This is a genomic window from Streptomyces sp. NPDC047971 (genome assembly GCF_040653355.1).
Taxonomy (GTDB): domain Bacteria; phylum Actinomycetota; class Actinomycetes; order Streptomycetales; family Streptomycetaceae; genus Streptomyces.
In genome coordinates this window covers 283,533-296,318 of record NZ_JBEZNW010000001.1, presented here as the reverse complement: position 1 = coordinate 296,318, position 12,786 = coordinate 283,533, and the positions used below count along the sequence as shown (strand labels likewise).

The 12,786-nt window shown below is 74.3% G+C and carries 8 protein-coding genes and 1 pseudogene; 1 reads left to right on the top strand and 8 read right to left on the bottom strand.

Annotation, left to right across the window (positions count from 1 at the left end):
* Positions 1-21 precede the first annotated feature (21 nt).
* The 6 genes from AB0D99_RS01280 to AB0D99_RS01255 all read right to left on the bottom strand — a co-directional run bounded on the left by AB0D99_RS01280 (position 22) and on the right by AB0D99_RS01255 (position 9,647).
* Positions 22-3,030 carry an AAA family ATPase gene (locus AB0D99_RS01280; RefSeq protein ID WP_362355511.1) on the bottom strand — a complete coding sequence of 1,003 codons (3,009 nt, stop codon included), beginning with the start codon at positions 3,028-3,030 and terminating at the stop codon, positions 22-24.
* Positions 3,031-3,234: 204 nt separating this feature from the next.
* Entirely contained in the window at positions 3,235-4,932 is a 1,698-nt protein-coding gene (locus AB0D99_RS01275) for a S8 family serine peptidase (RefSeq protein WP_362356033.1), read from the bottom strand.
* Positions 4,933-5,797: 865 nt separating this feature from the next.
* Positions 5,798-6,667 carry a GNAT family N-acetyltransferase gene (locus AB0D99_RS01270; protein WP_362355509.1) on the bottom strand — a complete coding sequence of 290 codons (870 nt, stop codon included), beginning with the start codon at positions 6,665-6,667 and terminating at the stop codon, positions 5,798-5,800.
* A 361-nt stretch (positions 6,668-7,028) separates the two neighbouring features.
* Positions 7,029-7,934: a hypothetical protein gene (locus AB0D99_RS01265; RefSeq protein WP_362355507.1), complete on the bottom strand. Its 906-nt coding sequence runs from the start codon at positions 7,932-7,934 to the stop codon at positions 7,029-7,031.
* Entirely contained in the window at positions 7,931-8,938 is a 1,008-nt protein-coding gene (locus AB0D99_RS01260; RefSeq protein ID WP_362355505.1) for an SPFH domain-containing protein, read from the bottom strand. Before AB0D99_RS01260 ends, AB0D99_RS01265 begins: the two co-directional genes overlap by 4 nt.
* Before the next feature lie 52 nt (positions 8,939-8,990).
* The gene (locus AB0D99_RS01255) at positions 8,991-9,647 is read right to left on the bottom strand and encodes a MerR family transcriptional regulator (protein WP_362356031.1); all 657 of its coding nucleotides are present in this window, start codon (positions 9,645-9,647) and stop codon (positions 8,991-8,993) included.
* A gap of 115 nt (positions 9,648-9,762) precedes the next feature.
* Here AB0D99_RS01255 and AB0D99_RS01250 point away from each other — a divergent pair, with 115 nt between their 5' ends.
* Positions 9,763-10,380, top strand: coding sequence for a DUF4188 domain-containing protein (locus AB0D99_RS01250; RefSeq protein WP_362355503.1), 618 nt, complete (start codon positions 9,763-9,765; stop codon positions 10,378-10,380).
* Positions 10,381-10,401: 21 nt separating this feature from the next.
* Here AB0D99_RS01250 and AB0D99_RS01245 read toward each other — a convergent pair whose 3' ends face one another.
* On the bottom strand, positions 10,402-11,574 hold the full coding sequence (locus AB0D99_RS01245; RefSeq protein WP_362355501.1) for a DMT family transporter: 1,173 nt from the start codon (positions 11,572-11,574) through the stop codon (positions 10,402-10,404).
* 386 nt (positions 11,575-11,960) lie between these two features.
* Positions 11,961-12,689, bottom strand: a pseudogene (locus tag AB0D99_RS01240) (phosphatase PAP2 family protein); the annotation flags it as partial.
* Between the last annotated feature and the right edge of the window lie 97 nt (positions 12,690-12,786).

The window sequence follows — 12,786 nt, the reverse complement described above, 5'->3', positions numbered from 1 at the left end:
GGCCGGACGCCCCGGCCCGCGTCAGCCGCGGAGCGCGGTCGCCAGCTGCGCCCGCGAGCGGACGTCCAACTTCTGGTAGATCCGGGTGAGGCGCGCCTCGACCGTCTTCACGCTCAAGTACAGCTTGGCCGCCGCCTCCTGGTTGCTCGCCCCCTGTCCGACCAGATGGGCGAGCCGCAGCTCCGCGTCCGTCAGTGACGAGAGCGCCGACGGGGCGTCCTCTCCCACGGGCGTCTCGCTGGTCAGGGCCAGCCAGGGCGCCGCCCCCGCGCGCTCGAACACGGCCGCCGCCGACTGGAGCGCGCCGTGCGCCGCCGAGCGTCGACGGCGCCGCCGTTCCACCCGGGCCAGGGCGACGAGCGCCCGGCCCTGCTCCAGCGGGAGGCCGGCCTCGGCGAACCGCTCGGAGGTGCGGGCGAGCAGCTCCGCCGCCTCGTCCGTCTTCCCGCACGCCGCCAGATACTGCGCGTACGCGCGGTCGCAGCCCAGGAGCACGGTCGTGCGGCCGAGCCGCTCGGCGACCGGACGCACCTCGGCCAGCAGCTCCGCCGCCTCCCTGGCCGCGTCGTTGGCGAGCAGGGCCTCGGCCAGCTCCTCGTGCCAGCGCAGCATCGACGGGTCGACGGTCGACTGGGCCCGCTCGTTGGCCTGCACCCGCCGCAGGGTCTCCAGGGCCGAGGCGACGTCCCCGTTCACCAGCTGGACGCGGCCCAGCGCGTAGAGGCTGCGGGAGAGGAAGACCCGGTCGCCCTCCTCCTCCGACGCCTGGACACTGCGCCGGGCGTAGCTCGCCGCGCGCCCGAAGCTGCCGCCGGCCGTCTCCGCGAGCGCCAGCGTGTACCAGGCGGGGCCGGGGGAGAGACCCGCCTCCAGGGTCAGCGCCAGGGACTGCCCCGCGTGCACGAGCGCCGCCGGGCACGCCCCGATCCGGGACTCGATCGCGGCGAGCGTCGAGAACAGTTCGATGGTGTCCTCCACCGAACCGCGCCGCTGCACCAACGGCAGGAGGGCGTTCAGCTGATCGCGGGCATCGGCCAGCCGGTCGTCGAAGAGCGCGTGGCGGATCGTCAGGATCTGTGCGGCATTGCGGATCCCGAGCGGCCGCTCCGCCATCTCCAGGCCGCGGGCCTGGGCGAGCACGGACTCCGCGTCCGACGCCCCGAGCGCCCGGTCCATCCGCGCCTGCACGGTCAGGGCCTGGGCCGCCGTCCGGGGGTCGCCCATCGAGGCGGCCAGCGCGGCCGATTCGACGGCGGCGGCCCGCGAGCGCAGCGGATCACCGTCCGCCAGGACGTACTTGACGGCCAGCCGCAGCAGCACGCCGGCCCGCAGCGCGGTGTCCCCCTCGGAGTCCTCCATCGCGTGGACGTACATCTCGTCGAGGCCGGTGAGGCCCTGGCCCGCGGTGTCGAGGACGGCGAGCCTGGCGCGGACCCGGTCCGACGGGGCGGCGTCCCGTGCCAGCAGATCGGTGGCCGCCCGCATCGCGAGGTCGGCCCGGGCGGCCCGCGCGGCCTCCTCCGCGGCGTCGACGAGCCGCGTGATGCGCTGCGCGCCCTGCTGGACCGGGGTCGACCCGGCGGCGAGCAGGGCCAGTTCGGCGGCGAGCGCGCTGTTGCCGCGGCGCCGGGCGAGATCGGCCGCGGCGGCGACCTCGGCGGCGAGGGCCTCGTCGGGGACGTCGGTGGCGAGAGCCCGGTGCCGTACCGCCTCGACGGAGTCGTCGACGACCTCGGCGAGCGCGGCATGCCCGGCGCTGCGCTCGGCCCAGCAGGCGTCGTGGACCAGGGTGGAGGGGAGCAGTCCGGCCGTGAAGGCGACCGTGCCGTCCTCGGAGAGCGAGACCAGGTCGGCCCGTTCGGCGGCGGCGAGGTCCGCCTCCGCGTTCGGTCTCCCGGCCCGTCGGATCAGCGCCGCCGTCGGACGCAGCGCGAGCGCCGCGAGCAGCAGGGTCTCGCGGACGTCGGGCGGCGCCGTGCCGAGGAGCTGCCGGGCCAGGTCGCGGGCCCGGCCGGAGAGCGTGAGCGCCTCCGCGTGGTGCACCGGGGTGCGGGCGTCGGCCAGTGAGCGGCCCACCGCGAGCGCGAGGCGGGGATTGCCGCCGCTCGCCTTGTGGATGCGGCCGGCCATCCGCGAGGGCAGCCGGTGGTGGATGAGCAGCGCGGCGATCTCGTCGGCGTGGAGTGCGGGCACGAGCAGGATGTCGGCCTCCGACGGCACCCACAGATGGGTGTCGTGGACGTCCTCGGAGCCGTACGCCTCGGGGGTCTCGACCGCGACGACCCGCAGCGCGGGCGGGGCGAGATGGAGGGCGAAGCGCAGCAGGTCCGCGCTGTCGGCGTCGATGTGCTGCACGCCGTCGACGACGAGCAGGGCGGGGCCGCGGGCGGTGAGGGCGCGCAGGATCTGGGCGATGCCGAGGCGCAGGGCGATCGGGTCCCATCCGCCGTCGTGCAGCGGCGCCTCGCGGCAGAGCATGGCGACGGCGGTCCGCTGGGGTCCGGGGAGTCCGTCGAAGACGCCGGAGGCGGTGACCGGGCCGACGGCCGTACGGAGAGCGCCGGGTTCGTCGGTGAGCCCGAGGCCGCCGGTGCCCGTGGCGCCGCCGTCGGAGAGGGGATCGGTGCGCGGCGTGGGGATGCCGTGGAGGCTCGCGGCGGCGGCCTGGCCGGTCGGCGCCGAGGGGCCGGTCGGACCGGCGGCGGTGGGCGTGGTGCCGGCGGAGGCGACGTCCGGCCAGGCCACCGTCGAGGCCACCGAGGCCACGAGTGCGGCGGCCACGGCGCCCGGGATGTCCCGGTCGGCCGGAAGTGTCGGCAGCCACAGGACCGTTTCGCCGCGGGATTCGGCGCGGGCGGCCTCCGCCAGGGCCACCTCGGTCTTGCCGACGCCCGCGGGTCCCGTGAGCAGGGCGCGTCCGCGGGTGTGCAGGACGCGTTCGAGGCGGGAGAGCAGCTCCTCCCGGCCCACCGGTGGCGGTGCTCCTCCCACGCCCGCGGGGCGCAGGGGGAGGTGCGGCGCTGTCGTCACGTGTCCACCACCCTCCGGCACTCGGGCCCTGCCCGTGAGCCCCGTGGGGCAGAGAATACGGAGCGTACGCGCGCAGTCCAGGCCTCTTGTCCGGCATTCGGACAGCCGGACTCTGTCACCACGCCAGGACGCGCCCGTGGTGTAGACCACGAGCGCGTCGCTGACCAGCAATGATGCTGATGTGGGGGGTGGTTCAGGTGGGAACTAGAAGGTGAGGTTCCACGAGTCGATGTAGCCGGTGTCACCCGATGCCACGTCGCGGACCTGCAGCTTCCAGGTTCCGTTGGCGACCTCGCTCGACGCGTCGACCGTGTACGTGGTCACGACGTTGTCGGCGCTGTCGGAGCCGCTGGACGCCTTCAGGTTGCGCACCGTGCCGTCGGGAGCGATCAGGTCGATGACCAGGTCCCCGCGCCAGGTGTGCTTGATGTCCACGCCGACCTTGAGGGCGGCGGGGGCGTTGCCGGTGCGGCCGGTGACGGCGATCGAGGACGACACGGTGGTGTTGTCGGAGATCGTCACGTCGGTCGCGTTGGTGAAGACGTTGCCGGCCGGCGGCGTGGTGGTGGTGACGGCGTTCACGGTCTTCGTGGTGTCGGCGATGCCGGTGCCGCAGCCGCCGGTGCAGGTGCCGGGCAGCGGACGGGCGTTGGTCTTGATCGCGGACTCGATCTCGGCCGGGGTGAGGCTGGTCTTCGCCGACTTCAGCAGGGCGGCCAGGCCGGCGATGTGCGGCGCGGCCATCGAGGTGCCCTGGTAGGGCTTGTAGTTCTCCGCCGACTGCGTCGTCGTGCCCGAGTTCAGCGTGGAGTAGATGCCGTTCTCGGGGGTGGTGACGGTGCCGGGGGTGTCGGTCGCGCGGCGGGTCTCGCCGCCCGGGGCCGCCACGTCCACGATGGAACCGAAGTTCGAGTAGTACGAACGGTTGCCCTCGCGGCTGGTCGAGGCCACGGTGATGACGTTCGAGCAGTTCGCGGGGGTGAAGCCGGACGCGTTGGCGTTGCTGTTGCCCGCGGCGACGACGACGGTGGTACCGCGCGAGACGGCGCCGTTGATCGCGTTCTGGTAGACGCTCGGGCAGGTGGAGCTGGCGCCGCCCAGGCTCAGGTTGATGACCTTGGCCGGGGTGGCGTTGGCGGCGACGCCGGGCACGCTGCCGCCGGACGCCCAGGTGATGGCGTCTGCGATGTCGGCGGAGGAGCCGCCGCACTTGCCGAGGACGCGCACGGGCTGGATCTTCGCGTTGTACGCGATGCCCGCCATGCCCTTGGAGTTGTTGGTGACCGCGCCGATGGTGCCGGCCACGTGGGTGCCGTGCCAGGAGGAGTTGGAGGCCTTGGAACCGAGACCGCACTCGTTGTCGGTCGCGTTCCAGTCGCCCTCGTCCTTGGCGTCCGCGTCACGGCCGTTGCCGTCGCGGGCGTCGGCGGAGGTGGAGATGAAGTCGTAGCCGGCGACGACGTTGGCCGCCAGGTCCGAGTGGGCCGCGTAGCCGGTGTCGATCACGGCGACGGTGACACCGGAGCCGGTCGTCTTGTCCCAGGCGGAGGGCACGTTCATGCCGCCGGTGGCCTCGAAGAGGTCCCACTGCTTGGCGTAGTCCGTGTCGTTCGGGGTGACCGCCATCGCGTACGCGCGGATGTCGGGCTCCACGGAGGCGACCGAGGGGTCGGCGCGGAAGGCGTCCATGACCTCGGTGACGTCCTGCTTCGTGGCGCTGTCACCCAGGTCGACCAGGGCGGCACCACCGGCGAGGCGGCGCTCGAAGGAGAGGCTCTCGCCCGTCTCGGCGCCCTTGGCGGCCGCGTCGCTCTTGGCGGCGGCGTTCGAACCGGCCTCGGCGGTCTTGGACTTGTAGGTGACGATGACCTTGTCGATCGGTGCGCTGGGGAGCGCGGTCATCGTCTGCGAAGCCGGAGCCGGCTTCGGGGTCGCGGCGACCGGGGCGGCGGCGAACGCCCCGGTGGAAGTGGCAGCGGCGCCGACGATGGCGGCGCTCGCGACCACGACGGATATGACTCTCCGCCTGGAACTGTTCAAGGTGTTCCCTTTCGAGCACGACGTAGGTGCGGAGCAGTGGCGGCGGCGCGGGAACGGGGTGCGACGTGGGGTTGCGGTCCACCGGTCCCTGGGCTTGGGGGGCCCGTGCGCCGCCACCGGCGCGACGGCCCGGGTCAAGGCCGTCACCGGCGGACACCACCCTCGCCCCCTCATGCACCTGACAGGCGACCTGATCGCCTGCGGGGTGCGTGGTTCTGGGGATGGGATCTGCCGGTGCGGCAGACAGTAGGGAAAGCCGAGATGAACTCGATACGGGGAAAACCCTTGTCGCCCCCCGAGGGGGGCGGGGGGAGGGGGAGGGGGCCCTACGGGGACGGCAGGGGAGCACCCTCGCCACGGGGCGTCACCGCAGGTGGGAGCGGTGTGGGGCCGGGGCGGCCGCCGGAGGTGACGGTAGGCCCGAGCGGGCGCGACCCCGGCCTCATGGCGGTGGTCACCGCCCGCGCGGGGTCACGGCGTTCGACCGGTCGGACGGTGCGGATCGCCTCGGGTCGGTCGCCTTCACGACAAAGGCGATGATGCCCGACAGGGGAGGCTTTCGGCGCGAGCGGCCTCCGGAGCGAGCGGACACGGAAGCCCTCGGGCACGGGGAGCTGACGCCACGGCCGAAGGGTCCGGGAGTGAGCGGCACGGCGACTCCTTCGAGGCCGCCCCCGGCCGCCGCGGGCCGCACGCCGCGGGCCGGGCGGGACTTCGGCGGCACTCCCTAGCCCAGTTCGAGGGTCGTCACGCCGAAGACGCGGTCCCGTGCCACCGGGCGGATCGCGCCCGTGTACATGCGTGCCGTCTCGAAGGTGGGTTCGAGGCCCCGCTCCTCGGCGAGCCGCGCGGCGATGGGGTTGGCCTCGGGAACGTCGATCGCGATGCCCGGTGCCCCGAAGGCCCGCGCCTCGTACGACAGCGCGTCCAGGAGGGCGGCCGCGTCGGCGGGGGTGTCCGCGAACAGGGGCCCCACGCGCGCCTCGTTCTGGGCCGGCCGCACCACGCCGTAGCCGGTGAGGCGGCCGTCGGTGACCCGGGCGAGCGCGCGATGGCCCGGGGTCGTCAGCCAGGCCGAGAGGAAGCGCGGACGGTCGGCGGGGTGGCACGCGCCGTCGTACGCGGCGAGGGCGGCCGGGTCGACCTCCCCGGCGGGGACCACGTCGGGGGCGGGGGCGTCGGCGGCGGGCTCACCGACGTACCGGGCCGTGCGGTACGCGAGGGAGAAGCCGGAGCGGCGGTAGTTGTCCTGCTGGTCGGGGACCCCGTCGAGCCCGACCGTCCGCTCGCCGGCGTGCGGGAGCGCGGCGCGCCAGGTCGCCAGCCCGTGGCCGAGGCCGCGCAGGTCGGGACGGACGAGGTAGAAGCCCAGGAAGGCGTACCGGTCGCTGTAGTTGACGACCGAGATGGCGGAGACGGGTTCCCCGTCGATCCGGCCGAGAAAGAACCCCTGCGGGTCCTGGGCGAAGAAGGCCGGCGCGTCGGAAGCCCCCGGATTCCACCCCTCCTCCGCCGCCCAGGTGCGCACGAGCTCCCATTCCTGGAGGGTGGCCGGGCCGATGAGGAGGGTGTCGGGGGCGGGAGAGGCGGAGGGCATGGGTGGTCCTTCGACTGCCGGTGGAGCGCGGGGCGATGGGGCGAACCGGACGAAGCGGCCCGATCCTAGCGAGCGCCGAGCGGTCGGAGATCACCCGACGACCAATTCCCGCCACCCACGCCACCTACGGCTCCCGCGTGGCCCACGCGGCGTGTTGCACGCCGGATCGAACGCCGGTCGCACCTGTGCGCCCTGTCGGTCGCCGTCGCGTGCCCCGTCGGTCGGCGCCGCGCCCCGTCCGTCGCCGTCGCGTTCTCCGTTGGTCCGCGCCGCGCCCCGTCCGTCGCCGTCGCGTGCTCCGTCGGTCCGCGCCGCGCCCCGAAGGTTGCCTTCACGGCCTGTCGGCCGGCGCCGGGTCGCCTCAGCCCACCAGCCGCAACGCCGTGCGGGCGACCCCCACCCGTACCGTCTGACCCCAGGTCAGTTCCAGCGCGTCCGACTCCATTCCGTCGCCGAAGGCGACCAGGCGGTCCGACTCCACCGTCAGCCGGAGGGACTGCCCGGAGCTCAGCACGCCCTCCACCCGCGTCGTGCCCGTCGTCGGGGACGGCCAGGCCTCGCGGACGAACCAGGCGAGGCGCGGGTCCGTCGGGACCGGCAGCGGCAGGGCGCTGGAGCGCTGCTGCCAGAGCGAGCGGAGCCAGCCCGTCGCGCCCGTGCCGGTGCCGACCAGGACGCCGGAGGACGCCTGGGGTTCGGCCGCCGGCTCCGGGTCCTCCACGGCGAGCGTGTATCGGGCCGTCTGATGGCCGGGCGGGCCGAGGTAGATCTCGTTGAGGGCGAGGAGCCGCTGCGCGTCGTCGGTGACCGCCTCCACCATCGTCAGCTCGTCCGCCCCCGTCGCCGCCCCCGTCCGCTCCACCGCCGCCAGCAACGCTCGCGCGTCCGCCGCCCGGTGCCGTACCAGGACGCCCGCGTTGCGGCCCGGGTCGGTGTCGATCCCGATGACGGGCTGCCCGTCCAGGTACTTCGCCACGTTGGCCACCAGACCGTCCTGCCCGGCCACGACGACCACGTCCTCGGGGCCGAAGAGGAAACGGTCCAGATCCGCCCGCTCCACCCTGGCCTGTCGCCACTGCAGCGGCACCGCCGCCGCCACCTCTGCCAGCGCCCGGCGGTTGCGCTCGTGCCGCTCCCGCACGTCGTCGATGCTCCGGCCGCGGCTGGAGAGGAAGAACGCGGCCTGCCCGTGCGTACCGTGGCGGGCGAGCAGTGCCTCGTACTCCGACGTGCGGTGCACGAGCACCGCACGCGGCGCCAGGCTCACGACGTGGCCCCGCCGCCGCCCAGCTTCGCCAGGAGACCGGTCAGCACGTCGGGCGAGAGCGTCAGCTGCTCGATCCGGGGCAGGTTCTCCGCCGCCCGGGTCACCGCGAGCGCGTGCAGCGTCGCCGCGTCGACCTCCCCGTGCACCCGGAGCCAGGCCGCCTGCGCGGCCGCCCGGGCCTCGCCGACCTCGCGCGCCGCCTCCGCCTCGGCCCGTGCCAGCCGGACCTTCCGCGCCGCCTCCGCCTCCGCCCGTACGGCATCGGCGGCCGCGCTCTCCTCGGCCTCGCGGCGCGCGTTGGTGCCGCGCTGGTCGACGAGCCGTTCCTCCTGGCGGGCGAGCTCGATCTTGCTCGCGAGCTCGTTCTCGGCGATCGTCCGCTCGCGTTCGACCGCCACCGCCCGGCGCTCGTACGTCGCCCGGTCGGCCTCCTGCTGGATCTGCTCGCGCGCCGGCGTGCGCAGCGCCCGCTCGACCTCCGGCTCCGGACGGATCGCCACCACTCGTACCGCCACCACCTCGATGCCGGTGGCCGGCAGCCGCGGCTCGGCCGCGAGCCCGTCGGCGATCCGGTCCCGCACCGCTGCCACGCCGTCGACGAGGGCCGCGGCGAGCGGGGTGCGGGCCAGGACGTCCAGAGCGTGCTGCTGCGCCGTCTCGGTCAGCAGAGTGGCGATCTGCTCAAGGGGCGCGCCGCGCCACGCGCCGGTGTCCGGGTCGATCGAGAAGTCGAGCCGGGTGGCGGCGGCTTCCGGTGCGCCGATCCGGTACGTCACCGTGGACTGCACGCTCACGTCCTGGAAGTCGGCGGTCCTGGCGTGAAAGGCCATCGCCAACTCCCGGTCGTTCACCGGGACTTCGGAGAGCGCGGCAGACAGTGACCGGTACCAGAAACTGAGCCCGGTCCCGTCGTGGACGAGCCGTCCGCGACGGTGGTGGCGGATGTGCGCGGTGGGCGCGGACCGCAGATGGCGCCAGCCGGCGCGGCGGGTGATGTCGGCCATGGTGGACTCCCCCTTGTCGTCATGATGACGATAGGGGGGCCCTCTCTTTTCGTCAAGATGACGAAAGGGGAGGGTGGGGCGGGGGGATCCCGTACCGGTGCGCCGAGACGTCCTCGTGCGCCAGCCGGCGCAGGGCCAGCAGGATCGGTTCGTAGAGCATCGTGTACGCGACGGCCGCCTCGATCGCCTCCTCCAGGACCGGATGCTCGTCCATCACCGTGTGCTCCTCGGCGGCGATCGGGTGCATCACCTCGGCGTACCGCCGAATGTGCTCGACGCTGCCGCGGTAGCCGAGCGAGCGGAGCGTCACGACCGCCCGGGTCAGCGCGGCGAGCGCCGGCGCCTCCTCGTTCACGCGCCAGCCCATCTCGGAGAGCAGGCCGCGCATCTCGGCGAAGACCTCGTCCCAGAGCGCGCGCTCGGGATCCGTGGCGTCCGGCGGAGAGATCTGGGGACCGAGCATGTACTGGGCGATGCCGACGCGCTCGTGGCGGCCGAAGGCGGGATCGTCCGCCACCGCGAGGACGTCCCGGGCCTGCTGGATCGTCATCCCGCCCACCGTGATGAGCGCCCGCACCAGCCGCAGCCTGCGCAGATGCTCCTCGCCGTACTCCGACTGCCGTGCCGTGACGGGGGTCCCGGGGGGCAGGAGTCCCTCGCGGAGGTAGTACTTCACGGTGGCCACGGACACGCCGCCGCGGTCGCTCAACTCGGAGAGGCGCAAAGACTTTCACCGTTCCCATCGTCTCGACACGGTTACCCGGGAGTTCTACTCTGCCCTCCAAGGATAGTTCAGCTATCCAATAACGGGAGGTGGGTGGACCATGGCAACGGGAACCAGCACCACACGCGCACCGCGGCTCTTCGCCGCGCTGGAGTGGAACCGGGGCGGCGCCGAGGGGCGTGCGGAGCGGCGCCGGGTGCGCCGCGGCCGCTTCATGGCGGCCAACGACGAACCGGTGGCCGTCTTCCTCATCGGGATCCGGGTCAACCGCTGGCGATCGGTCCGCGGCTGGCTGCCCGTCTTCCTGGCCATGCCGGGCATGATCAAGGAGCTCCGCGCGGATCAGGACAGCGGGTTCCTCGGCTACCGGATGCTCCTCGGGCCCTCGTTCGGCGAGGCCACCGTCATCCAGTACTGGCGGAAGGCGGGCGACATCCGCGCGTACGCCGCCGAGTCCGCCCGCAGGCATCGTCCCGCCCAGAGCGCGTACTGGCGGCGGTACTTCGCGAGCAACGGGGCCGTCGGCATCTGGCACGAGATGTACTCGGTCCGGGCCGGCGCGTACCACGGGCTGTACGGGGACATGCCGCCGATGGGGGTCGGCGCGCTCTTCGGTCTGGAACCGGCCGTGCCGGGGGAGAAGGGCGGGTACCAGCCGTCCACAGAACCGATCTTCGCGGCCCAGGTGACGGAGGACCGCCCGCCGTCGAAGACGTGACGGGTGAGACGTGAGGCCCCGTCAGCCCGCGAGCGGCGCGGGCGCCGTCGCGGCCGAGGGCGCCGCCGCGGGCTCGTCGGTACGGGGCGGGGGCGGCGGCTGACCCGGGGCGGTGAGAGCGGCCGGGGGTGATGTCACGGCGACGGCGGGCAGGGGCGCCGACGTCACGGGCGCGGGGGCCGGAACGACCGGGGTCGCGGTGAGCGGAACCGGGGTGACCGGGACCGGGGTTCCCGGGGCGGGGGTGACCGGGATCGTGGTCACCGGGGTCGGGGCGGGTGCCCGGGGCGCGTCGGTCGGCGTCGTGAGAGCGGCTCCCGTACCCGTCGTCAGGAGCACCACGCCCCGCGCCGCCACCACCGACGCGGCGGCCGCGATCAGCCAGCCCCACGCGCCCGCTCGGAAGGTCTCGCCGAGCAGCGCGACGCCGATGACGGCGGCGGCGGCCGGGTTGGAGAGGTTCACCACGGCCAACGGCGCGGCGAGCCCGCCGCGGTAGGCGGTCTGCGAGAGCAGCAGGCCGCCCACCGCGAAGGCGGCTATCAGCACGGCGATCAGAGCCGTCCGCCCCCAGGCCGTCGCCCCGCCCGGCAGCTCCCGCGCGAGCGCGGCGGTCAGCGTCTGCGTCAGGGCGGAGGCCACCCCCGACGCGATGCCGGAGGCCGTCGCATGACCGAGCACCCGCCTCCGACGTGACGTTTCGGCACCGGAGCCCCCGCCGCTCCGTCCGCCCCTGGCGAGGGCGGCGATCAGCAGCGCCGTCGACGCCGCCACGACCAGAGCCTCGTCGAGGCTGAGCGCGTCGCCCGGCGTCGCGGGGCCGGTGACCGAGATCAGGCCGACCAGACCCGCCAGGGTCCAGAACGCGCCGCGCCACTCCGCCCGCGTCACCCGCCGCCCGGCGCAGTACGCCCCGAGCGGCAGCGCCGCCACCAGGGTGAGCGCGCCCAGGGGCTGAACGAGCGTCAGCGGGCCGTAGTGCAGGGCAGCCACGTGGGCCAGCGCGCCGGCCGCGTTCAGGCCGACGGCCCACCACCACTGGCCGCGCGCGAGCAGCGCGCGGAGTGCGTCCTTTCCCCCTCCGGAGGGGGCCGAGGCGGCGAGCCGGGACTGGGCGACCGCGGCGAGGGCGTATCCGGCGGCGGAGACCAGGGACAGCAGTACGGCGAGGACGATGCCGTCGGGGGTGGTCATCGCAGCGCCTCCGCCGGACGGGGTGCGCGGTGCGTCGTGCGGGCCGCGGAACCGGTGGACGTGGTGGACATCGCCCGGGTGGTGGATCCACCTGGTGCGCCTGGTGCGGCCGCCGCCGCGCGCTGCGCCGCCGCCTCCGAGCCGGTGGCGCGCCCCCGAGCGGTGGGCACAGACGTGTCAGACGCGACCCACGCAGCCGAGGTGGCTGACGCGACCGCCATGACCGCCATGACCGACGTGTCCGACGCGGCCGAGGTGGCCGAGGTGGCCGACACGACCCGCCCGGCCGACACGACCGGTGTGGCAGACGTGGCGGACCGGGCCGGACCGTCGGTCTCCGCGGAGGGCCGGCGCGGGTCCGGGCCGTTCTCTCCGGGACCCGGCTTCCTCACGACCGCGAGCGCCAGGCCGAGCAGCGCCGCCGCGGCGAGCGCGTCGAACCAGTAGTGGTTCGCCGTGCCGACGATGACCAGCAGGGTCAGCAGCGGGTGGAGCAGCCACAGCCACCGCCACCGGCCGCGGGTGGCGACGATCAGGCCGATCGCGACCATCGCCGCCCAGCCGAAGTGGAGCGACGGCATCGCGGCGAACTGATTGGCCATCGTGTCCGTCTCGGGGCTCGCGCCGTACACCGACGGACCGTAGACCCGTGCGGTGTCGACGAGTCCGGACGCGGCGAGCATCCGGGGCGGTGCCAGCGGCATCAGCAGATGCAGGGCGAGCGCGGCGGCGGTCAGCAGCGCGAGGACGCGGCGCGACCAGACGTAGTGCGCGGGGCGGCGCCAGTAGAGCCAGGCGAGGAAGGCGATCGTGGCCGGGAAGTGCACGGCCGCGTAGTAGGTGTTCGCGGCCCGGACGAGCGGCTCGCCGTGCAGGAGCAGCGCCTGCACGGAACCTTCGCCGGGCAGATGGACGGCCCGCTCCGCGCTCCATACCCGGTCGGCGTTGTGGAAGGCCCGGAGCTCGTGGCCGTTGGCGAACAGCCGCCCCGACTTGTAGACGAGGAACAGGGCCGTGACGAGCAGCAGCTCCCGCACCAGCGGTGGCCTCGGGGTGTTCGGGGTAGCGGTCGGCCCCGGTCCTGTGGGACGTGTCCCGCGTATCCCGGCAGCCATGGCCCGGCCCCTTTTTTCCGTCATTTCGGCAGCAAACGGAGGAAGCCTAGATCCGAATCAATCGAGACGCAAGCGTCTCGATACGTTTGCGTCTCGA

Excerpts from the sequence above, each read along its gene's own strand:
- AB0D99_RS01275 (WP_362356033.1), bottom strand. The coding sequence starts at position 4,932 with ATGACCGCGCTCCCCAGCGCACCGATCGACAAGGTCATCGTCACCTAC.
- AB0D99_RS01270 (WP_362355509.1), bottom strand. The coding sequence starts at position 6,667 with ATGCCCTCCGCCTCTCCCGCCCCCGACACCCTCCTCATCGGCCCGGCC.
- AB0D99_RS01260 (WP_362355505.1), bottom strand. The coding sequence starts at position 8,938 with ATGGCCGACATCACCCGCCGCGCCGGCTGGCGCCATCTGCGGTCCGCG.
- AB0D99_RS01250 (WP_362355503.1), top strand. The coding sequence starts at position 9,763 with ATGGCAACGGGAACCAGCACCACACGCGCACCGCGGCTCTTCGCCGCG.
- AB0D99_RS01245 (WP_362355501.1), bottom strand. The coding sequence starts at position 11,574 with ATGACCACCCCCGACGGCATCGTCCTCGCCGTACTGCTGTCCCTGGTC.